The sequence below is a fragment of the Pedobacter sp. V48 genome (genome assembly GCF_000523515.1).
GTDB lineage: Bacteria > Bacteroidota > Bacteroidia > Sphingobacteriales > Sphingobacteriaceae > Pedobacter.
The window spans coordinates 262392-284705 of record NZ_AWRU01000006.1 but is presented as its reverse complement, the minus strand read 5'-3'; the positions used below and the strand labels follow the sequence as shown (position 1 = coordinate 284705).

The window sequence follows — 22314 nt, the reverse complement described above, 5'->3', positions numbered from 1 at the left end:
TGGATTTGCGGCAAAGGTATCCAAACAATCATTGTAAAAAAGTAGCATTTTACTTTTTTACAATGATTTAACAGCCGGCCCTACAAATTGGCAGCTTTAGCAATACTTTCTCTAAGTCTTAACAAATACTTAGTACGATAATACAAGTCCTTTATTGCAACAAGTGTTTTATACTGCTCCACTGAAGTCTCACCTTCAAAAGAAGTTGTAAGTGATAAAATTTCATTCGACAATCCCTTCTCTACTCCATTAACATCGTCCTTTAGACTTGCCAGCTTCACAGGGTCAGGATCAAATTGCAGATCCATCAGTGCCTCATTGATATCCATCATCTCCATTAAAAAACTTTGGGGCAGAACATAGTTCTCACCTTCCTTTAACAAGCCTTTTAATTCCAGAACATAATGTAATCGCTTCTGTGGATCACTTAGAATCTGATATGCTTTATTATTTACCGTACTTAATTCCAATACTTCAGCCTGTTTCTCATCGCTTTCGTTAATATAAAAATCAGGATGATACTTTTTGCTAAACTCATAAAACTTTTGCTTTACAAGGGCCACATCAGGATTAAAGCTTACTGGTAAGCCATAAAATGCAAAATAGTCTGTCATAAGGGCTTAATGCATTATGGCCTTAAATATGTCGTTGCCGAGCACAAAAACCATCAATGATAGCAACAGAACAAAACCAACTATCTGGGCACGCTCCATGAACTTGTCACCAAGAGGTTTTCCTTTGATCATCTCTACAATCAGGAATACAACATGTCCCCCATCCAAAGCAGGTATAGGCAACAGGTTCATAAATGCCAAAGCGATCGAAATAAAGCCAGTTGAAGCCCAGAATCTGGCCCAAACCCACTCTCCGCCATAAACTTTGCGTGCGATCTCTACAGGGCCAGAAAATGCTTTGTTTGCCTGAATTTTACCAGTAAGCACTTTCCAAATTCCTTTACCGTTGTCACTAAAAACTTTCCAGGCCTGGTTTGCACCAACTGGAAGTGAAGCAAAAAGGCCATAATTAATGGTTTCTTGTTTAATTTCACTTGACGTAAATCCAATACCTACAGTACCGCTGGTATCTATAGGAACTTTAACAGACAGCTTCTCTGCACCTCTACTGATGCCTACATCTATCGTTTTACCTTTATATTTTGGAACAAGAGATCTGAAATCAACATCATACTTCATAGGTATGCCGTTTACAGAAGTAATTTTATCGCCTTTTTTTAAGCCTGCTTTCTCTGCAGCCTTTCCTGTAACAATACTGTCTATCCTGGTGCTTAAAAGCGGTATTCTGCTAATAAACGCTTCGATCGTTAAATCAGAAACCTTATTTAAGATATTCTCAGGCACCTTAATATCTAAGGTTCTGTCTCCACGGATAACCGTTAAATTTGTGTTCCCCAGCAAAACTTTTGAACTGATCAACTCATCAAAACGAATCACCTTGTTTCCATTAATAGCAATTACCTTATCTCCTTTTTGAAGTCCGATTTCTTTACCGATACTTCCCGGATTAATGCCATTCTGTACAGAACTGTTTGGAATAAATGTTTCACCGTATTTAAAGGTAAGCATCCAGAAAATCAGGATACCAACAACTATATTAACAATAACACCACCAAGCATTACTATTAAACGTTGCCAGGCTGGTTTAGATCTAAATTCCCATGGCTGTGCCGGCTGATTCATTTGTTCGGTATCCATAGATTCATCTATCATACCTGCTATTTTAACATAACCACCTAATGGTAACCAACCAATACCGTACTCACAATCCCCCTTCTTAAAACTAAACAACTTAACACCCCAGGCATCAAAAAACAGGTAAAACTTCTCTACCTTAATCCCAAAAGCACGTGCCGCAAGAAAATGTCCTAATTCGTGTAAAATAACTAATATCGATAATCCCAGAAGTAACTGGGCCGCCATAATCAATCCGCTCATATATGATTTTAAATGTTTCTAAATTTGACTGTAAAAAACTTATTTTGTTACCAGCTCGCCCGCAAATATACGTGTATGCTGGTCGGTTTCTAAATAATTATTAAGAGTTGGTGTAGCTATAAAGCTGATATCAGACATACATTGTTCTATTATATCGCTCATTTCCAGGAAACCAATCTGATTTTGTAAAAAGGCATTTACCACCACTTCATTGGCAGCATTAATGATGCAAGGCATATTTCCTGCTCTGCGTAAAGCCTCAAATGCGAGGTCAAGATTTCTAAAGGTACTTCTATCAGCCTTTGAGAACGTAAGCTCCGGATAATCCATAAAGTTGAAACGTTTAAAATTGCTGCTTATTCTTCCAGGGTAGGCAAAAGCATAATGAATTGGTAATTTCATATCAGGAAGCCCCATCTGGGCCTTCATAGAACCGTCATTAAACTGCACCAGCGAATGTACGATAGATTGAGGATGTACAATCACATCAATCTGATCTACATTCAAATCAAACAGCCATCTTGCTTCAATAACTTCGAGGCCTTTATTCATTAAAGATGCCGAATCAATAGTGATCTTAGCACCCATTACCCAGTTGGGGTGTTTAAGGGCCTCGGCTTTGGTAACATTGGCTAAAAAAGCACGCTCCTTCCCTCTAAATGGCCCACCTGATGCAGTTAAATAGATCTTTTCAATTGTATCAACTGCCTCACCTACCAGGCACTGGAAAATTGCAGAATGCTCAGAATCTACAGGTATAATTTTTACCCCATGTTGCTTTGCTAAACTAGTTATCAAATCACCGGCAACTACCAACGTTTCTTTATTAGCCAGGCCAATATCTTTTTTAGCTTCAATAGCAGCAATAGTTGGTTTTAAACCAACAGAACCTACTATTGCAGTAAGTACTAAATCCGTCTCTGCTAAACTAGCTGCTTCACACAACGCTGCTTCACCTGCCAAAACCTTGATACCTGTTGCTGATAAAGCCGCTTTTACGGATTGATATTTATGCTCATCGCCAATAACAACCATCAAGGGTTTAAACTTTAATGCCTGGGCAATCAATAAATCAGCATTTGATTGTGCTGTAAGCGCTGTAACCTTATACAACTCCGGATTTGCCTCAATAACTTCTAAGGCCTGTGTTCCTATTGAACCGGTTGCGCCTAAAATGGATATGTTTTTCAATTTATAAAACTACTTAAATTATCAGCAATCTTCCTGTCGTTCGATAGTCTTGGAACCTTATTCTGTCCGCCAAGCTTACCCTGGCTACGCATAAAATTCACAAAGGCATCTTTCTGCAAAGAACGAATGATCAGTGGTTGCAGTATTTTCCCCTCAATGAGGTCAAAATAGTAAATATTCTTCTTTTGTAGGGCTTCATCTACTTTTTTACTGAAAGCTTCAATATCTTTAGGAGGATTAGAAAACTCCACAAACCACTCATGGTAAGGCAATTCGCCTTGTTTTGTTTCTACCTGAGGGGCTACAGTAAATTCGGTGATACCAATACCTTCCTGGTTAGCTACTGTAAGTAAAGCGTGTTCTACCTCTTCACCAATTACATGTTCTCCGAAGGCCGAAATAAAATGCTTTATACGTCCTGTCACCAATATTTTATATGGGTTTTTAGATACAAACTTAATCGTATCTCCAATGCTATAACCCCATAACCCGGCATTTGTATTGAGTATCAGAGCGTAATTCTTTTCCAGCTCCACATCTTCCAGACTTACTCTCAAAGGGTTATCATTATAATACTCATCTGCAGGAATAAATTCATAAAATATGCCTGCATTTGCCAGCAGCAACAGACTTTTATCCTGCTGACTATCCTGATAAGCGATAAATCCCTCTGAGGCAGGATAAGTTTCAATTGTATCTATTTTCTTGCCTATGCTTTCCTCAATTTTAGCCCGATAAGGTTCGTAATTAACCCCACCATATACAAACAGGCTAAAGTTTTTAAAAATATCCTTAATCTTTTTGCCTCCGGATTTCTGTGCAAGCCTGTCAAAATACATTTGTACCCATGGGGGTATGCCCGAAATTAGGGTCATATCTTCGTTAATGGTTTCTTCTACTATTGCATCAACCTTTTGCTCCCAATCTTCAATACAATTTGTGGCATAAGAAGGCAGGCGGTTTCTCTGTAAATAACCTGGAACAAGATGGGCTACAATGCCTGATAACCTACCTACATTAATTCCATTTTTTTTACTCAGCACAGGGCTTCCCTGCAAAAAGATCATCTTACCATTAACAAATGCGGTATTACCGGTTTCGTGAATATAAGTAAGTAAAGCATTACGGGCAGCTTTAACATGCTCGGGAACCGATTCTTTAGAAAGTGGAATGTATTTAACGCCCGATGTGGTGCCAGATGTTTTAGCAAAATAAAGTGGTTTACCTTTCCACATTACATCAGGTTCACCTGCAACAACCCTTTCAATATAAGGTCTTAACTCTTCGTAATCCCTAACAGGCACCGCCTTTTTAAAGTCTTCATATGTTTTTACAGCGGCAAAACCATGATCCTTACCGAAAGCCGTACTTTTTGCAGCATCAATGAGTTGGCTTAAAGTTTCCTTCTGTGCTCCAACTGCATTTTTTTTCCATTTATTGATGCCTTTTACAATAAAGGCTGCAAACGGTTTACTTAATGCCGCTTTTAATCCCATAAGTTCTGTTTAAACTATGTTATGTATAATATCAGGCTCAGCATCTCCCTTGTATTCACTCATCATTTTACGATAAGCAATAGTTAAAGCCACACTTGATAGCGGAACAATAATAAAGGAGCTTAAAATATTTATAAAGAATGAGAACACCGGCCAGTGTATGTAACTAAAAAACAAATAAAGCAGGTGAAAACTTAATAGCACCAACAAAAGCAGAAAAATCTTTGTAAAGTTGCCTTTTGTAGTGGCTAAGCTAAGCTTTATAGATAGAAATGGAGGCAAATCTTTATCGATTATAAAAAACGGGAAGAAAGAAATACGGATCCATGTAATGAATATTGCAATTACACCAACAGAAATGGCCACATTGGTTATAACTTCCATTTTTATGCCTGTGTATATAAAAGGAAAAGCGATTAATATGACTATCGAATACACACCCACAATACAAAGCATAAAGTAAAGCGTTGCCACCAGGAATCTGATAATTTGTTTCCTGGTAGGAATGGTACTTACAATACTTACATCATGCTCTTCATCGTCCAGTAAATGAAAAATATACTTAAACAGTGATAGATTGATTGTAAAATAGAACATCACAAAGATGAAAGCCATCAATATGCTCAATCCCTTACTCACATCCTTTAAAAAGAATGCCATTAAGCCCGAAGCATTGGAAGTAATAAACATCAAAAAGCACAGTGTGGCAATAGAAAAGTAATTCCTTTTGGTTACTGTCCAGGCCTTGCTAATCACCTCATTTACAGCAAATGTACTCTCCTTTAAAAATTCTATCATTGTTGTTTAAATACTACTCTTTTAATAAAATCCTGCATAAAACCCAAACCGTAGGCTGTTAGCTGAATGAACGCCGCAATAATGCTCAAAAATGCAACTTTTAATGACTTATTAACCTGCCACGAGTGAAAAAATATCAACATAAAGTATATCAGCATTACAAAGTTACAAATGAATGCTAAAGGCCAATAAAATATATTAATAAGCACAGTAAATATTACTGCACACGTAAATGCTGCCGGAAAGAAATGCACCAATTTTAATTCGGAAGGGAAATGTTTATAAATATTTATCCTGGCCCTACCAAAAAAGTGCAGCTGCTTGTAGAACTGGCTAAAGCTTGTGCGTCTTTTATGAAAAACTCTGGCTGCCGGAATTAGACCGATCTTAAAGCCGTGCTCGTGGATACGAATACTATATTCGATATCCTCTCCCAATCTTGTTAATATAAAGCCTCCAACTTTTTCCCATACTTCTCTGGATACCCCCATGTTAAAACTACGGGGATGAAATTGTCCGATGTGCTTTTTATTGCCTCTTATTCCTCCGGTTGTAAATGGCGAAGTCATGGCATAACTGATGGCCTTTTGTACCGGAGTAAAACTTTGGTGTGCAGCATCGGGCCCACCATAAGCATCCAGCTTATGTTCAAAAAGATAATCCTTTACTATTTCAAGATAATCCTCAGGGATCAGACAGTCGGAATCAAAAATCACAAAGAAATCGCCTTTGGCTCTTTCAAACCCATAATTACGCGAAAATCCTTGCCCCTCGTTCGGTTTAAAGAAATATTTTACATCAAGTGAGTTGGCATATTTATCAACAATAGCCTTAGCGTCGTTTACAGAACCATCCTCAATTACCAATACTTCGAATTGGGTATAGGTTTGCCTGGTAAGCGTAGTGAGCAATTCATCAATCTCCTGTGGGCGATTGTAAAGGGGGATTATAATCGAAAAAAACATTTCCTATAAAATCTCCTTTTCTATTAAATATTGATTACGCTCTGGTGCATTTCTGGTAACCAGTTCTGCAACAAAACCAGTTAAGAACAATTGAGAACCAAGTATTATGGCCACCAAGGCAATATAGAACAATGGTTGATCGGTTACATCTCTTTTATACGGAATGGCCATAGATATATGATATAACTTAACGCCAATAAGCCATAAGGCCATAAATGTTCCTAATACAAAACTCAGCACCCCTAATGAACCAAAAAAGTGCATTGGACGTTTGCCAAATTTACCCACAAAAAAGATAGACAAGAGATCTAGAAATCCGTTAACAAAACGGCTCATTCCAAACTTGGTAACCCCATATTTACGTGCTCTATGTTCAACCACCTGTTCTCCGATATTCTTAAATCCTGCCCATTTTGCAATTACAGGAATATAACGGTGCATCTCGCCATAAACTTCAATGGTTTTAACCACATCACTACGGTAAGCTTTTAAACCGCAATTAAAATCATTTAATTGAATGCCTGACATCTTGCGGGTGGCTGCATTAAACAGTTTGGTGGGTATGGTTTTGGTAATCGGATCGTAACGTTTCTTTTTCCAGCCGGATATAATGTCAAACTTTTCCTCTTTTATCCGACGGAAAAGCTCGGGTATCTCATCCGGGCTATCCTGTAGATCAGCATCCATGGTAATTATTACCTCACCCTGTGCCGCCTCAAAAGCAACATTTAAAGCGGCAGATTTACCATAGTTTCTTCTGAATTTAATTCCTTTTACTGAACTGTATTGTTGCTTTAAATCTTCAATTATGCTCCAGGAGGCATCAGTACTTCCATCGTCAACAAAAAGAACCTCATAACTAAAGTTATGCTCCTGCATTACCTTAGCAATCCATGAAGTTAATTCAGGTAAAGACTCTTCTTCATTATATAGGGGGATTACAACAGAAATATCCATGTGTGATTACAACGCTTAAAACTGTGCAAACTTACTTAAAACTTAACAAATATGCATATATGCAATATTGATAAGTTCAGCCACCATCTGAGCCCGCTTATAGGCATCATGTTCTTAATGCACCAGTTAGAATGAAACTGTAACAATATTAGCCGTTCCCAATAAATACTTAGAGAATTACTATAATTAATCCCATTTAATTATAAATTTGAATAGTTATTAAATTAAATCACACAATGATAAACATGCGTAAATCAGTTATCCTTGCTACATTAATGATGGCAGGAATTAACATTGTTCAGGCTCAAGATGCAAAACCTGAAGACACCGAAGTATATACTCCAGTTCCTAAAGTAGTATCAACACCGGAGCTTACGATAGCCCCTCCTTCTGATGCCATTATACTTTTTGACGGCAAAAACCTTGACCAATGGGTAATGACTGAAGACAGATCAAAACCTGCTGCATGGACGGTTGCCAACAAAGTATTTACTGTAAACAAAAAATCGGGAAACATAGAAACCAAAGAATCATTTGGTAATTATCAGTTACACCTGGAGTGGCGTGTGCCTGCAAACATCACTGGCAAAGGACAAGGCAGAGGTAATAGTGGACTTTTCCTTGCTTCTATTGGTAAAGGTGATGCTGGTTACGAATTGCAAATTCTTGACTCTTATAAAAACGACACTTATACAAATGGACAGGCTGCAAGTATTTACAAACAATTCGTACCTCTTGCCAACCCAACCCGCAAACCTGGAGAATGGAACAGTTACGACGTAATCTGGACTGCTCCTACATTTAACGAAGATAAAACTGTAAAAACGCCTGCCAGAGTTACCGTGTTATTTAACGGAGTATTGGTTCAGGATAATACTACATTATTGGGCCCAACACAATATATCGGAGCTCCTGCATACAGACAAGCTCATGGCCCTGCGCCAATTAAGTTACAATCTCATGGAGATCCTAGCGAGCCATTGAGTTTCCGTAACATTTGGATCAGAAATCTGTAATATCCATTAGTGTATCTCATAAGAAGAGGCCGTATCACTTCTTATGAGATATGTATTTCTGGGATATTATTAGTTTTGATATTTCCCGACACAGCCTGTCCCTGGTAATCAGTTAAAAGCCTGACGAAATTCCAGCGGCGATAAATTTGTCTTTTTTTTGAAAAGCGTGCTAAAAGATTGTGCGTGCTCAAAGCCCAAGGCATAGGCGATCTCGCTGACCGAAAGACTGGTCGTGGAAAGTTTTTCTTTGGCTTTCGCGATCAGTTTTTCGTGAATATGCTGCTGCGTGTTCTGTCCGGTATGAACCCGAAGCAGGTCACTCAGGTAGTTCGGCGACAGGTTCATCTGCGCCGCAATATATTGTACCGTGAGCAAACCCTGTATGTCGCTGTTGAAGTAGTCATCTATTAACTGCTCGAACCTGGTGAGCAGCGCTGAATTATTATTCTTGCGGGTCAAAAACTGCCGCTCATAAAAACGGTTGGCGTATTTTAGCAGGCTCTCTATCTGCGTCAGAATGATCTCCTGGGTATGCTTATCGATGTGCTGGCACTCCTTATCAATTTTATGGAGGATTGTGATCAGGTCATCTTCTTCCTCGGCCGACAGGTGCAGCGCTTCGTTAACCGCGTAATCGAAAAAACCGTAATGATGAATGCTGTTCGCCAGAGTATGCTGCAACAGGAAGTCCGGGTGGAAGATCAGGAGATAACCTGATCCGCATTCCATATTTTGGAGATCCAGTTGCTGCACCTGATTAGGCGCGGTAAAACTCAATACTCCTTTATCGTAATCATAATGCTGCTGTCCGTACCTGATCTTGCCCTTGGTTTCGCGTTTGAGCGCCACGCAATAAAAGCGGTTAACGAAACCTTTCCAGATCTCGTCTTCCAAAAAAATACTTTCCGCCAGATTGATCACGCTCACCAACGGGTGGCGAGGTTCTGTCAAGGATAGCAAACGGTGAAATTCCGATATGGAGTTAATGGCGTTCATAAACAAAATTAATCAATTAAGCCCATACTGAACTCATCAAAAGGCGCGCCGGTATCCGTACCTAAAGGCACGATGCTTTCCAGCTGTGATAGGTCCGCCTGATTTAAAACAATAGTTGTTGCCGCAATGTTTTGCTCCAGATACTTCCGGCGTTTGGTGCCCGGGATCGGCAGGATACCTTTGCTCATGATCCAGGCCAAAGCCAGCTGCGACGAAGTGACCTGCTTGGCTTCAGCCATTACTTCGATAGCTTTCACCAATTCGATATTCTTGTCGAACTGTACGCCCTGGAAACGCGGAATTGCCCTGCGGAAATCATCCTCAGGCAGGTCATTGATGCTTTTGATCTGTCCAGATAAGAATCCACGGCCCAGCGGTGAGTACGCTACAAAACCAATACCCAATTCCTTTAAGGTTGCCAAAATCCCACGTTCTTCCACCGTCCGCTCGAACAAAGAGTACTCGCTTTGTACGGCAGTAATCGGGTGCACGGCATGCGCCCGCTTAACCGTTTCAGACGAAACTTCCGACAAACCAATATACCCCACTTTACCTTGTTGAACCAGCTGAGCCATCGCCTCAACCGTTTCCTCAATCGGCGTATTTTTATCCAGGCGGTGCAGGTAATACAAATCAATGTAATCCGTATTCAGATTTTTGAGCGAACGCTCCAAAGATTTCTTTACATAATCTTTCTTACCATTGATGGCCCAGGTTACCTTATCGTTATCATCGATCTCCCAGCCAAACTTGCTCGCCAAAATATACTGATCACGTTTACCACTGATCGCTTTAGCGATCAACTGCTCATTCTTTAGCGGTCCGTACAGATCGGCAGTATCTAAAAAATTACCGCCTAACTCAGCCGAACGTTGGATCGTCGCGATGGCTTCCTGCTCATCCGCAGGACCATACATATGCGCCTTTTCAAAACCCGTCATGCCCATACAACCCAGGCCGATCACAGGCACAACCAAACCCTGGCTGCCCAATGCTATTTGCTTTATTTCCATGACCCAAAGGTCGGTAAGCTAAATCGCGCGCGTGTATGCAAACCCCTGAAGCTTGTAAGCAAATCAAGGAATGATTTTTTAAACCTCTATAAACGTTCCGATTTATAGAAGGATCTGACTTACTATGAAATAGAGTTATCTCAATATTTTGGTAAAATTGGGCTAGAGATAATTATTTAATATGAATTTACCACAGCTTACTCCTCGTAGAGCGGTTGTTCCTTTTTAATAACAGCTGCGCCAATTAAACTGATAATCAAACCATATAACGTATAACTCACTGCTACTCCAAATCCTATAAAAAAGATCATATAAGGTCTCATCATCTCTACACCTTTAACCTTGTTTTCATCATCACCAGCCGCAGCTTTTGCTGAATCCATTAGCTGATTAAATGCATTCGTATCTAAAACCTTATAATAAAGGATAGTAAATACAGCTATAAACAACCCTGCATATGCGGCTACTTTAAAGCCCGAAGAAAAAGCTTTACCAAAGCTTATATATCCACCCAATTCCTTTTTGTATGTAGTTTGCACAAATACAACAGCCATAATAAATGGAATATAGGAAGCTAGCGAGTATATAATTTTCTCTGCTACACTGGTATTTGGGTTGTTCTGATCAACTCCTAGCCACTTCATCACAAACATAAGCACAAGGAAATAAACAGAATATGCTATTGCGCTTTTAAACGCCAGCATATTTGGATTCTTTTTGGGTTCAACTACTATTTCTTCCATTTGAAAGTTTTAAATAAACGTTAATATATAAGTTAATAATAAAAGCAATTGCCTAAGCTGTAGCTGCATTAAAATTAGCGATTAAGGTATACACCGCAATATCAAACTCCTTGTTTGCACTAAAATCCTCAAGCTCTTTAATTATCTTATCATTGGCCTTAGGCTGATGGAAGAAAACCATAAAAGGAACAAAAAGATCTTCCATTTCTTCACCCAGGTCTATCATTCCGGCATGACTGCAGATATCTTCAACACTTCCTTCAATCAATTGCTGATTGCTGATCAGGTCTTCATAAATATGGAATTCATCCTGAAACTCGTCTTCCTCAACCAATAAGAATTCTTTAAGGAAATCACCTAATTCAGGTTTTATACGCTCATCATGACATTCATTGATATACAACAAAAGGTTTAATAATTCTGTTCCTCTGTCTATTGTTTCTTCTTCAATCCTTAGCCACTCTTCAGAGTCAAGATAGTCTTCTTCAAGTTTTTTAATGTCAATAGAAAAGAAATTAATCATCAGCAAATCAAAGAATACTTCTCTAAGCTCCTCAAATGATGGATGCTCATCAAAAACTTCATCAAACTCTTCAACTTTCTCTATAAAGCCAAGGTCTTTGTTAAACACTTCTACAAGGCTTTCCTCTAACTTAACCGAGTCATTACCAGATACTGCAGCAAATTTATCTAACGATGCAATTAGTGCGTCTTTTACATGATTATCCATATGATTGTAATTGTTTGTTATTAAATACCAGTTGAACTTTACCGGTCAGTTTTTTATTTAACAGAGGAGAATTGGCAGATTTTGAATAGTTGCTTGCAACATTATACTCCCATTGTAAAGCAGGATTATACACTGTAAAGTTAGCTTCAGCACCTTCTTCAATCACAGGAACTGCAAGTCCTAATAATTTACGGGGATTTATAGAAAGCTTCTCGGCGATCTGTGTTGCATCAAGCCCGGCTTTAATAAGCAAAGGTAAAACCGTTTGCAGGGCAATGATACCGTATGATGCGATTTCAAATTCGACATCTTTAAATTCAATCTCGTGCGGGCGATGCTGTGATCCTACCGCATCAATAGTTCCATCTTTTAAGCCTGTAAGCAATGCCTTCACATCAGTTTTACCACGCAAAGGTGGCTTAACTTTATAATTACTATCAAAATCATTCAGCAGCTCTTCTGTAAACACCAAATGATGTGCAGCTACATCACAACTGATTTTAACACCATCCTTTTTAGCTTTCTTTATAAGCGCTACAGAACCTGCTGTTGAAATATTACTAATATGTACAGGAGCATTGTGGTAAGTAGCTAAAAAGATATCGCGGCTAATGTGCATTTCTTCTGCCAATGAAGGTAATCCTTTCATACCCAACAATACACTGGTTTTGCTTTCGTTAATCTGCGATTTTCCTGCGATGGATTTATTCTCAGGGTATACCATTAAAAGTCCGTTAAAGCCCTGGGTATATTGTAAAGCGCGACTCATAAAGCCATCGTCAACAATTGCCTTTCCTCCATCAGAAAATGCTACTGCACCGGCCTGTTTCATGTCGTACAATTCTGCAAGCTCTTTACCTTCCAGTCCCTGACTAACCGCTCCTATTGGCAGCACATCTACCAGGTTGTTTTTTGCCCTGTTAATAATATATTCCACTTCCGCCTTAGATTGTACTACAGGCTTAGTGTTGGGTAAAACTGCGATCCCTGTAAACCCACCCGCTTTAGCAGCTTCAGTTGCGGTATTAATATCTTCTTTGGTTTCGAAACCAGGATCACCGATTGAACAGTTTAAATCAAAGAAACCCGGAGAAAGAACAGCATCTTTGCCATCAAACACCTGCTCATTTTTGGAGGGCGCCAGGTGGTTTCCTATAGCCGTTATCTTTCCTTGTTCTACACGAACATCACATTTCTTTTGATTGAACTGGCTGTTTGGATCGGCAATAACTATACCCGTGATAAGAAGGTTCATGATATTTCTATGTTTTTTATGTTATTAAAGAATCTAATAAGTAGTATTTCACCGGCTAAAAAAACAATAGCTAAAATTAGGCAAAGTTTCCATAATTCACTGCTGCTATTTTTTCCCTCGATATTTAATGATTGTGCGTCCTTTTTAGAATTAAATACTGCCACTTTTTGTTTGCCAAACAAGTTGTTAAGCTCCTTTTCTGCAGTATAATGCATATCAGACTCTGTGCGGTTGTCATTAAATGCTACAACGGCTAAAACAGAATCTGTTTTTTTTAATTCATAAAAGCCCGATTTCTTTACCTGATCTGCTACATATAATAACGTTTTTCCGGCAGTTTGTCGGACTTCAGGAATAACTTCAAAGTTATCCGACACCAATTTTAATGACTGAGTAGCCAGAAGACTAATTTTTTCACTTTCTAATAGATTATTGAGGCCTATTGTATAATACAATGGCTGCTCTTTTGCACTTGCAAAAGCAATCTTATACATTAATGGCACAAAAACCGGATGCTTAGGCAGGTTGCTATCCTTAATATCCAAAGAACTGGATGAAAGATATATTTTACCGGCCCCTGCAGTATACTTTGCAAACAGGAACCTATTTAGAGGCAATTGTAAAATGCTTTCTTTAGCACTTGTATTCTGTTCAGTATAACTAAAATACCTGTTTACCAAAGGCAGATCTATGTTTTTAGGAATCTGATCGAACACATCTTTAAAAACAGAGTTCTTTAAATCCATACTGCTTGCTAAAGGTGGACCCGAATTGAGTTGTTGAACCGCAGGCAGCGACAAACCGGTTAAGAACGAAGTGTAAACACTACTATTTGCATCAAGATCAGGGAAGATAACTACTGATCCACCATTTTGCACATATCCTTTTAATTGCTGAGCGAGGCCGGACGATGGTTCTTTCAGTCCGTTAAGCACTATTAGACTGTAATCGGAAAAGCTGGAATATTTAATGTTTGACTCAGGCATTTCCGTAAGTTTAAAATAACTGTCGGATGCAAAGAGCGCCTTTATAAATTTATCAGAAGAATTGCCTGAGATGTTTAGCACCTTTAGCTCATTACTTACCTTAAAGCTAAAATTCAGATCATCATCAAATGTTAAAGGAAAGTCCTTAATACTAATAACACCTTTTTGCCATCCGCTTTTTAATCCGCTAAAAGATAAAGTGTCATTAACTGATTTACCTGTCCCAACATTTACATTACTGATAGCTTTTTGCTGCTTGTTTATGGTTAGCTTTAAGGCTATACCCGAAGCATCCTCTTCACCATAATTCCTTAATTGAACTACAACCTTCTCTGCTTGCCCTGGTTGGTGTACCGGTGAAAGGCTCCAGACACTATCAACCGAAATATTCGGAAGGCTGTTGGCATTTAGCTTAATTACAGTATAACTGATCTCTTTATTTGCAGCTAAAGGTTTATTACCCGTAAAGCTATTTTGAAAGTCGGAAAGCAGATAGCAGATTTCGTTCCTATTGGCCGAAAAACCAGCTTGTTGTCTATTGAGAATCTGTTGCAAAGTCTTATTTGCTGGTGATATCTTAATTTCATCCAGCAACTGAATAAACTCTTCTTTATTAACCAGTCTTTGGTGCTTTCCTTCAAAATCGTTTGTAATTAATTGAAACTGATCATTAATGTCGTATGATCTAACAATTTCCTTTGCCTTTCTTTTAGCTTCGTCAAGTAAACTTCCTTCCTTGTTTACAGTCTCCATGCTATAAGAGTTATCAATATATATACTGATAACATTTCTCTGTCCCGGATTATGTTTGTTGCCCGAGGGGATAAAAGGTCTGGCAAATGCCAGCACGAGAAATACAATGGCCAATATCCTGCACAAAAGCACAAGCAAATTTTTAAGCTTTTCTCTTGAAGAATTTTGCTCCTTTGCCTCTTTTAAGAATTGTACATTGCTAAAATATACTTTCTTAAATTTCCTAAAATTGAATAAGTGAATTACAATAGGTATGGCTATTGCCAGCAGTGCGAAAAGAAAACCTGGGTATAGGAAATTCATTAAAAACCAAAGGTAGAACTTTTACATGAATTTTTTCATAGCATCCCATAAAGTTTCATCTAAACCATAAACATCTGGTCGGAACTGCAGACTACCGTTTTGCGACCATGCGGTTATGTAATTGATGATCAAGGGAACGGGCTTTTTAACGCCAAACCATTTAGGCTTTAATTTATAAACATTTAGTGTATCGGCTTTTTTAGCCATTTTTTTCCGGTAAACTGCCATTCTATTGGTGTCTATTGGCGGCAGGTTTACTTCCATCCTTAACTGATCGTATTCGTACTTATCTTTAACCAGCGTTTCGGCAAATTGTAACGGTTTTTCTACACGAACACAACCATGGCTTATTGCACGGTTAGCTTTGGAAAACGCACTTTTATTGTTTGTATCGTGCAGGTAGATGCTCGAACCATTGTCAAATATAAATTTAAACTTACCTAAAGCATTTCCCTCTCCTGAGCCTTGTTTGAATTGGAAAGGCAACTTTTCTCTGGAATACTTACCCCATTGAATGGTATCGGGCTCCCCTATTTGTTTACCCTTATAATACACTTTGATGTTACTGTTAGAAAGGTAATACGGATCTCTAACTGCCTGCCAGTAAATTTCACTTTGCGCGATGCTAACTGGAATATTCCATATCGGATTTACCTGTATAGAGTTCAGTTTACTGTATAGTAACGGTGTTTCATGATTTTTTGGCTTATCATCAAGATTTCCCGATTTCAGATACTGCTTAATTTTATCAGCATAACCTTCCTCGCGTTTTCCTCCAACACAAACTTTCATCTGGGTAAGCGTGTCCTGGTTCTTAAACCAGGTAAGCGAAAAATCAGGAATATTTACCTGCACATACTCGTCGCCAAGTTCTGGCAATTTCCAGCGCAAGCGCTCCATATTTACCATAATGGTTTTTACCATATAGCTTTTACTGCCAGAGTCGGCCTTATATTCTGAAAGTTTATGTTGGAATACCTGATAATCCGGAGAAGAAGGTTGGATGCTTGTTAATAGTTTCTGAATGTCCTTTGTCTGCAAAACTGCAGTTACACTTAAGCTATCAGGTCTTTTTACCGGCACATAATACCGGCTAAATAATTTCCTTGGATTGATGCTACCGTAATAAACAAAATTATTGTATTTGATCAGACCCTCTGCAGCATTAAGCTCCAGATCAGCAATTACAAGATAAACTTCATCTATGGATTTGAATTTATTGGCATGTAATGTAGCCAACAGCGATTCTATTTGCTTATACCTAAATAGATTTGGGCTAAAACCATGTTGTTCACTCCTGCCTATGTAGCTTTGCAAACTATCTAACCCGCCATTTACAAAGAATTTGGTAACCAGTTCAGGTTTATACTCATTCGTATAATAATAATTTGTTAACGTATTGGGATTCGAAAATTTAGATTTTAAAGAATCAAGATGTTTTTTAAAAACAACATTATATACAGCAGTATCAAATTTTTTGTACAGTTTATTTTTGAAATGATCTGACAGTACCACACCCACTTCAGGCACATCTTTAAACCAGTTACACGATGAAAGCATCGTTATTAATAGAACAACAAGTAGTACAGTTTTTTTCAAAGCAAGTGAGTTAGCGACAAATTTAGGCGTTTTTTTATACTTAATGCTTACCTAAACAAATTAAGTGCCACTTACTACTTCTTAAGCTCCAAACTTCCTTACTTTAAATATAAACGAAAGCATAAAATATCGTCCTAATCTGTTTACTTGTCTGTCTACAATTACGTTATCGAAGACATCTCTGGAGATACCCGAATTTTCATTAAATAAATCAAAACCATCCAGGCGTAAGGTGCCCATGTCTTTTTTAAGAAACTTATACTCCATAAATAAGCGTAGTATAGTAGGGTTATTCACAAAAGAATTATCATACCCAGAATTGATCTGTTTAGTAAAGTCGTAACCAAGGGTTAGATCTTTAAAAAAATAATTACGCCCCTCTATTCCGTATTCAAAGCGATTGGTCTGCCGATCTTCGAAATTGTCTTGCGAATAGGTGGTCCTATTTTGCATATATGAGGTCTCTATTTCCAAATTAACAATATTTTCCAGGTCTACTCTAAATTCCAATTCCTGTCTCCATACCGCATTTTTTGCAACGTTTTTATTTTGATCTACAAAAGCAACATTGTTATTTAATGAACCCCATCCGGAAAACTCTAGTGTAAACTTACGTTCAAAGAACGGCTTGGAATAGTTATAGTCTCCACTTAAATTATAAAAACCGTCGGTATTGGTGTAGCTGGTTATCTGATTTACCGTATTTGGGATCAGCACTTTAGTAGTTACGATCTTATTTTGTGTTTGGTTATAAGAAATGTTGGCTGATAGCATGTGCCCACGGTTCCAATCTGATTGTTTGTAGCGGGCATTTACACTGTGAATAAACTCAGGCTTTAAGTCGGGATTACCAATCACTACGTTCTGAAGGTTAGAATTATCAGCAATTGGCTGTAGTTGTAAAAAACCGGGTTGGTTGTTACGTCCCCAATAATTGAACTCAAATGACTCCTGATTTGAAAATCTATATACCATTCTGGCCGAAGGAATCAGATTAAATGTTCTTTGTTCTGTACTGATATCTTTACTGATATTTTGTCCTTTCAGTACGGCTGGCTGGCCATTTACACCTAAAGTATAATTAAACTTTTCACTGATAAAACGGTAGTTTACCCCTACTTTATTGGTAATAAACTGATAATCGTAGTTATTACTTAAATCAGGATTAAATACTTCTTCCCCGGTAAGTACATCACGGGTATCTCTGTTACTGGAAGTGGCAGATCGGCTATAATTGTAATTGAATTCTATAAATGTTTTACGCCACAAAGGTTCCATGTAAGAAAACCCAGAGTAGGTACCAAGGGTGTGGCTATTCTGATCGGTAAGTTGATTCTGGAATCTTGTCGAATCAACCCCGCCCTCAGTAATCAGGTAATCGTTAGACACATCCTTAAAGTTATCACCATTAGAATAGTTAAAACCACCCCAATAACTAAAATTCCTGCCTTTCTTAGAAAATTTATGATTGTAAAACAAGTTGGTTTTCATGAACAAGGAACTGGCATTATTCAGATTTTTACTGTTGCGGTTAGTGATCAGATCCTCTTGAGTAATAGTAGAAAGGCCACCACTGCTACCGCTATTTGTATTATACGTAAATTGTGGGGATACTTTAAGGTAATTCATCGTATCCCTCTTATATTCTACATTACCATTAAACTCATGATTATATCTGGTGTTTAAATTATCGTTTCTTGAATCCTCTAAACGGGTATAACTGTCAAGAAAGTTCTGGGTATGCGAAGTACTAGCAGTATTGTTTTTAGTGTTATCAAAGTTATAGCTTGCATCAGCAGAAAGTTTTGGGCTCCACTCATTTCTATAATTCAATCCACCTGCATTTCGCGTGGTTATTCCATCACCTCCGCCCCCTCTCATGTTCGCATTATTTACTGTACCATCAAAAGAAACCTGACGCTCTCCCTTCATGCTATTGCCTCTAAAGCTGGTATTGTATCTGTCGGAATTTCCTACTCCTCCCTGAGCCCGGGCAAAGTATCCCTTTTTTTTATCCTCCTGGATGGTTAGGTTCAGTATTTTTTCGGGCTCGCCTGTTTTTATACCTGTTAATTTAGCCTGATCACCATAGTCATCTATAAACTGGAGATTTTTAATGATATCAGCTGGTAAATTTTTAATGGCAGTAGCCACATCTGTACCAAAGAAATCCTTTCCATTTACTTTTATTTTGGTTACTGGCGTCCCTTGGTTAGTTACATTTCCGTCTTTATCAACCTTTATACCGGGTAGCTTTTTCAATATTTCATCTACAGCGTCCCCTTCTCTCACCGGAAAAGAAGCCGCATTAAAGCTTACCGTATCTTCGGTAACTTTTACAGGGGGAACTCCCGAGATAACTACCGCATCCAGGGTATTGGAAGTTGGCTTTAGTTTAACATTAGGGATTACCAGGGTATTGCCTTGTGTAATGGTGTACTGTTTGGTAAAAGTATCAAACCCAATAAATGCGGCAGTTAAGGTAAATTGTTTAGCCTTAACCTTGGTAAAACTGAAGCTTCCGTCTGTATTGGCTGAAATACCCAGGCTATCTTTAACCCAGTTAATTCTAACGATGGCACCGGGCAATGGCAGCCCTGCCGTATCTAATATACTTCCTTTAACCGTGTAGTTTTGTGCTTTACTGGTTAAAAAAGCACCAGTAAGTGCTACAAGTAAAAGAATTGATTTAATAAAATGGTTCATTTGGTTGTGTGTGTGCCATAAAGGTACAATAAGCTTTGCTAAAGCGTTTTAAGCGTAATTAATATGTTACAACAAACACGCTCACTAAATTCAGAATACCAAGATCGGGAAGCCCATGTTTTCACATGGGCACCGATCATTTCGATTGAGAGTCGCTGGGCTTCTTTGTATGAGTATTCACCATTAGTCTTTTGTTTTTGGCAAGATATAATCCATTGGCACCATATCTGCAACCTTTTCATAACCCCAAAAACCTTCATAGAGCAATGATCCGGGATCATAAATACCCCCGTTCTCATAAAAGTTGATGGACGATTTTAGCTGATAAACCAAGGAGATCTGAAACCTCGAATATTCTGGTGGTCTTTCAATCTTATAACCAGAATAATCTGCATAGTTCCTTGTCTCCCTTTCCTTTTTAAAAACGATGTAGAGTGCATCTTTGTAATTGAGGGTTTTGAGGCTGCTTAATTTTTGTTTAACCAAAGTATCTGTTAACACCTTTCCCCTGGTCAGCACTTCCAAAGTATCCGGCTTATTCTTCATCATAGTCCAGTAACTCAAAGAATCTTTTCTGGTATTTAAGCTGATTTGTTTCCCTCTGATATCAGAAAAGAAGTTGATCTTCGCATCAGTTAGTGTATCCGGTCGTTTATTCTTATTTGGAGCCTTTACCAGTTTATTAATAATAAAGCCATCTTCCTCAATTGAGTTGCTGTATAAGGATCTGAAAAAATGTTGAGGAGAACCTAGGTAGGCCACTTTTCTTTTHTCMWKWKARSMWSWTRKYTTTRWTMTTNRTRMMCTKGNAWWKSCTCSAARTAAGRATAAMCNAYMRRATNASACKAMCTNNTKSKWWSWTCAWCTTCTTCAAAGTATTTAAGCAGATATTTAATCCGGTACCCCAATGCTTTATTTTCTACAACAATAAATTCATCAGCCATCGCTTTCAATATGTGCTTTTCATCATCATAATCAAATTGTATTACCTCAGGGTTAGTAATTTCGCACTTTTTAGAATTTGGAGATGTGCCAATAAAGCTTTCTTTAAAAGTCTTAAGGCGCTCTTCACGATGTGGGTCCAATGTAATTACAACCTCTTTTAATTGCTTAACGTTTTCCTGAAGCCTAATTTCGATATCGGCAGATTTGCTGATAATTGTTACATTCTGGTTTGCGGGCAAATACCCAATCATTTGAACAAGCACATTGTAATTTCCTTCCTTTAAATTTCGAATCACAAACTTCCCTTCATTATCCGCCACAGTTCCTGTCTGGTATCCGCTAAGCAAAATTCCTGCACCCGGTAATGTTTCTCCATTTTTATCTTTAACCACCCCAGAAATAGCATACAAACTCTGTGGAGGTAAAACTTCATTCTTATTCTTAGCAATAATCATTACAATTTTATTTTCGACAATATAGGTTACGGGCAACTCTTCAAAAACAGAACTTAATACCAAATCAATACCCGCATTTTTAACCGTTATACTTACGGGTTTTAAACCCTGAAGTAAAGAGTTATCGTACAGAAAGTCATAATTACACTGTTTTCTGATCTCCTTAAAAACTGTCGGTAATTCGGTGTTTTTTAGCGACAGGGTGATGCCCTGCGCCTTCGCATTAGATGTGGTATGCAGAAATACAATCAAACAAAATGCGAATATCAATCTCATCTACTCTGTAACTATAACTCTATTTCCGTCTATCTTAAATTTAACCTTACCCGTTACTTCTAATGCTTTTAAAACAACCGAAATATTTTTTGAGCGGGATACCGTACCACTTAAATGCAGGTTTTTATGATTTCCATTGTCAATAATTTCCACATTATACCATCGGGAAACCTGGCGCAGAATACTACCAAAATCTTCGTTATTAAATATGAAATCTCCGTTTTTCCAGGCTACGGCCTCCTCTGTATCGGCTTTGCGAACACTCAGATTATTTTTGGCTAACAATGATTCCTGTCCAGGCCGTAAAATCTTTTGTTCATTATGGTTCGAGACCTTAACAGATCCTTCTAATAATGTTGTCCTGGTGGCATCTTCATCACTATAAGAATTTACGTTGAAATGGGTACCCAATACTTCAACCTCCTGTTTATCTGTTTTTACAATAAAAGGATGGGCTTTATCTTTCGCAACTTCAAAATAAGCCTCACCCATAAGTTCAACTTTACGCTGGTGGAGCGAGGTAAAAGTTGCTGGAAAGGTAAAGGTCGAAGCGGCATTTAACCAGATCTTTGATCCATCGGGCAAAACAACCTGATATTGTTGCCCTCTTGCCGTGGTTATACTATTTAGTTCAGAATTCTCTATAGTTGTTTTCTGCTCAGTGTCTTTTAAAGGTTTGGCCTTATAGACCAATTTCCCGTCTGCAGTTTTGAAAATAGATACATTTGTTTGTTCAGCAATCAGACCTATTGGCGCATCAGATAAAATTATCTTTTTTCCGTTTACAAGCGTTAAGGTAGCTGTATTTTGAGCGGGCAGTACATCATTAATGACTTTTGTTACTCTGGCAGCCTTAGGCTCTGGACGGATTTGCTGATTGTAATAAAACAACCCACCACCAATAACCACTAAAAAGCATGCAGCGGCAACAGCCGGATACCATAAGCGTTTTACTTTTACAGGGGCCTTCTCTTTCATCAACGATTGGTAGATTGATTCAGTTTCCTGATTCAGCTCATCTTCAGAAAGTACAGGAATATCATTTTTAGAAAAATAATGCAGCCAATATTTAGCAGTCTGCTCTTCCGCGGGAGTAGCTGTACCAGCACTCACTTTATCCAAAACTTTTTTAATATCTTTCTTTTCCATTGGCATATTAGAATTTCCGCTGATTTAAAT

18 protein-coding genes and 1 pseudogene are annotated in these 22314 nt (G+C 38.2%); 1 reads left to right on the top strand and 18 read right to left on the bottom strand.

Annotated elements, in window-relative coordinates; all coding sequences use genetic code 11:
* Nucleotides 1-80: 80 nt before the first annotated feature.
* The 7 genes from N824_RS06505 to N824_RS06475 are packed head-to-tail and all read right to left on the bottom strand — an operon-like array spanning nt 81 to nt 7359.
* Nucleotides 81-614: an iron-sulfur cluster co-chaperone HscB C-terminal domain-containing protein gene (locus tag N824_RS06505; protein ID WP_048904328.1), complete on the bottom strand. Its 534-nt coding sequence runs from the start codon at nt 612-614 to the stop codon at nt 81-83.
* A gap of 6 nt (nt 615-620) precedes the next feature.
* Nucleotides 621-1952 (bottom strand): RIP metalloprotease RseP, encoded by a 1332-nt coding sequence (gene rseP / locus N824_RS06500; RefSeq protein ID WP_048904327.1) that lies wholly within the window; start codon nt 1950-1952, stop codon nt 621-623.
* A 39-nt stretch (nt 1953-1991) separates the two neighbouring features.
* Nucleotides 1992-3143 carry a 1-deoxy-D-xylulose-5-phosphate reductoisomerase gene (locus N824_RS06495; protein WP_048904326.1) on the bottom strand — a complete coding sequence of 384 codons (1152 nt, stop codon included), beginning with the start codon at nt 3141-3143 and terminating at the stop codon, nt 1992-1994.
* Nucleotides 3140-4639 (bottom strand): GH3 auxin-responsive promoter family protein, encoded by a 1500-nt coding sequence (locus N824_RS06490; RefSeq protein ID WP_048904325.1) that lies wholly within the window; start codon nt 4637-4639, stop codon nt 3140-3142. The genes N824_RS06495 and N824_RS06490 overlap by 4 nt, the downstream gene beginning before the upstream one ends.
* 9 nt (nt 4640-4648) lie before the next feature.
* Complete coding sequence (locus N824_RS06485) at nt 4649-5437, bottom strand: hypothetical protein (protein ID WP_048904324.1); 789 nt, start codon at nt 5435-5437, stop codon at nt 4649-4651.
* Nucleotides 5434-6402 carry a glycosyltransferase family 2 protein gene (locus tag N824_RS06480; RefSeq protein WP_048904323.1) on the bottom strand — a complete coding sequence of 323 codons (969 nt, stop codon included), beginning with the start codon at nt 6400-6402 and terminating at the stop codon, nt 5434-5436. The genes N824_RS06485 and N824_RS06480 overlap by 4 nt, the downstream gene beginning before the upstream one ends.
* A 3-nt stretch (nt 6403-6405) precedes the next feature.
* Nucleotides 6406-7359 carry a glycosyltransferase family 2 protein gene (locus tag N824_RS06475; protein ID WP_048904322.1) on the bottom strand — a complete coding sequence of 318 codons (954 nt, stop codon included), beginning with the start codon at nt 7357-7359 and terminating at the stop codon, nt 6406-6408.
* A 245-nt stretch (nt 7360-7604) separates the two neighbouring features.
* Between N824_RS06475 and N824_RS06470 the strand changes: the two genes are divergently transcribed.
* Complete coding sequence (locus N824_RS06470) at nt 7605-8375, top strand: DUF1080 domain-containing protein (RefSeq protein WP_084498238.1); 771 nt, start codon at nt 7605-7607, stop codon at nt 8373-8375.
* Nucleotides 8376-8483: 108 nt separating this feature from the next.
* Here the strand turns inward: N824_RS06470 and N824_RS06465 are convergent, their stop codons facing one another.
* The 11 genes and pseudogenes from N824_RS06465 to N824_RS06415 all read right to left on the bottom strand — a co-directional run bounded on the left by N824_RS06465 (nt 8484) and on the right by N824_RS06415 (nt 22284).
* Complete coding sequence (locus N824_RS06465; protein WP_048904321.1) at nt 8484-9371, bottom strand: AraC family transcriptional regulator; 888 nt, start codon at nt 9369-9371, stop codon at nt 8484-8486.
* A gap of 8 nt (nt 9372-9379) precedes the next feature.
* On the bottom strand, nt 9380-10384 hold the full coding sequence (locus tag N824_RS06460) for an aldo/keto reductase (protein ID WP_048904320.1): 1005 nt from the start codon (nt 10382-10384) through the stop codon (nt 9380-9382).
* A 197-nt stretch (nt 10385-10581) separates the two neighbouring features.
* Nucleotides 10582-11127: a DUF4199 domain-containing protein gene (locus N824_RS06455; RefSeq protein WP_048904319.1), complete on the bottom strand. Its 546-nt coding sequence runs from the start codon at nt 11125-11127 to the stop codon at nt 10582-10584.
* Between the two features lie 52 nt (nt 11128-11179).
* A complete protein-coding gene (locus tag N824_RS06450) occupies nt 11180-11857 on the bottom strand; it encodes a hypothetical protein (RefSeq protein ID WP_048904318.1) in 678 nt (225 codons plus the stop codon).
* The gene (locus N824_RS06445) at nt 11850-13112 is read right to left on the bottom strand and encodes a dihydroorotase family protein (RefSeq protein WP_048904317.1); all 1263 of its coding nucleotides are present in this window, start codon (nt 13110-13112) and stop codon (nt 11850-11852) included. Before N824_RS06445 ends, N824_RS06450 begins: the two co-directional genes overlap by 8 nt.
* On the bottom strand, nt 13109-15154 hold the full coding sequence (locus N824_RS06440) for a BatA domain-containing protein (RefSeq protein WP_048904316.1): 2046 nt from the start codon (nt 15152-15154) through the stop codon (nt 13109-13111). The genes N824_RS06445 and N824_RS06440 overlap by 4 nt, the downstream gene beginning before the upstream one ends.
* A 21-nt stretch (nt 15155-15175) precedes the next feature.
* Entirely contained in the window at nt 15176-16753 is a 1578-nt protein-coding gene (locus tag N824_RS06435) for a L,D-transpeptidase family protein (RefSeq protein ID WP_235207010.1), read from the bottom strand.
* Between the two features lie 81 nt (nt 16754-16834).
* Complete coding sequence (locus N824_RS06430) at nt 16835-19459, bottom strand: outer membrane beta-barrel protein (RefSeq protein ID WP_048904314.1); 2625 nt, start codon at nt 19457-19459, stop codon at nt 16835-16837.
* 183 nt (nt 19460-19642) lie between these two features.
* Complete coding sequence (locus N824_RS06425; protein WP_048904313.1) at nt 19643-20221, bottom strand: hypothetical protein; 579 nt, start codon at nt 20219-20221, stop codon at nt 19643-19645.
* Nucleotides 20209-21135: pseudogene (locus N824_RS27860) on the bottom strand (carboxypeptidase-like regulatory domain-containing protein). Before N824_RS27860 ends, N824_RS06425 begins: the two are co-directional and overlap by 13 nt.
* Nucleotides 21136-22284 (bottom strand): FecR family protein, encoded by a 1149-nt coding sequence (locus N824_RS06415; protein WP_161662268.1) that lies wholly within the window; start codon nt 22282-22284, stop codon nt 21136-21138.
* Nucleotides 22285-22314 lie beyond the last annotated feature (30 nt).

What these genes read in the sequence shown, in the direction of transcription:
- N824_RS06505 (WP_048904328.1), bottom strand. Translation starts at nt 614, where the DNA reads ATGACAGACTATTTTGCATTTTATGGCTTACCAGTAAGCTTTAATCCT.
- rseP (WP_048904327.1), bottom strand. Translation starts at nt 1,952, where the DNA reads ATGAGCGGATTGATTATGGCGGCCCAGTTACTTCTGGGATTATCGATA.
- N824_RS06490 (WP_048904325.1), bottom strand. Translation starts at nt 4,639, where the DNA reads ATGGGATTAAAAGCGGCATTAAGTAAACCGTTTGCAGCCTTTATTGTA.
- N824_RS06485 (WP_048904324.1), bottom strand. Translation starts at nt 5,437, where the DNA reads ATGATAGAATTTTTAAAGGAGAGTACATTTGCTGTAAATGAGGTGATT.
- N824_RS06480 (WP_048904323.1), bottom strand. Translation starts at nt 6,402, where the DNA reads ATGTTTTTTTCGATTATAATCCCCCTTTACAATCGCCCACAGGAGATT.
- N824_RS06475 (WP_048904322.1), bottom strand. Translation starts at nt 7,359, where the DNA reads ATGGATATTTCTGTTGTAATCCCCCTATATAATGAAGAAGAGTCTTTA.
- N824_RS06470 (WP_084498238.1), top strand. Translation starts at nt 7,605, where the DNA reads ATGCGTAAATCAGTTATCCTTGCTACATTAATGATGGCAGGAATTAAC.
- N824_RS06465 (WP_048904321.1), bottom strand. Translation starts at nt 9,371, where the DNA reads ATGAACGCCATTAACTCCATATCGGAATTTCACCGTTTGCTATCCTTG.
- N824_RS06460 (WP_048904320.1), bottom strand. Translation starts at nt 10,384, where the DNA reads ATGGAAATAAAGCAAATAGCATTGGGCAGCCAGGGTTTGGTTGTGCCT.
- N824_RS06455 (WP_048904319.1), bottom strand. Translation starts at nt 11,127, where the DNA reads ATGGAAGAAATAGTAGTTGAACCCAAAAAGAATCCAAATATGCTGGCG.
- N824_RS06450 (WP_048904318.1), bottom strand. Translation starts at nt 11,857, where the DNA reads ATGGATAATCATGTAAAAGACGCACTAATTGCATCGTTAGATAAATTT.
- N824_RS06445 (WP_048904317.1), bottom strand. Translation starts at nt 13,112, where the DNA reads ATGAACCTTCTTATCACGGGTATAGTTATTGCCGATCCAAACAGCCAG.
- N824_RS06440 (WP_048904316.1), bottom strand. Translation starts at nt 15,154, where the DNA reads ATGAATTTCCTATACCCAGGTTTTCTTTTCGCACTGCTGGCAATAGCC.
- N824_RS06430 (WP_048904314.1), bottom strand. Translation starts at nt 19,459, where the DNA reads ATGAACCATTTTATTAAATCAATTCTTTTACTTGTAGCACTTACTGGT.
- N824_RS06415 (WP_161662268.1), bottom strand. Translation starts at nt 22,284, where the DNA reads ATGGAAAAGAAAGATATTAAAAAAGTTTTGGATAAAGTGAGTGCTGGT.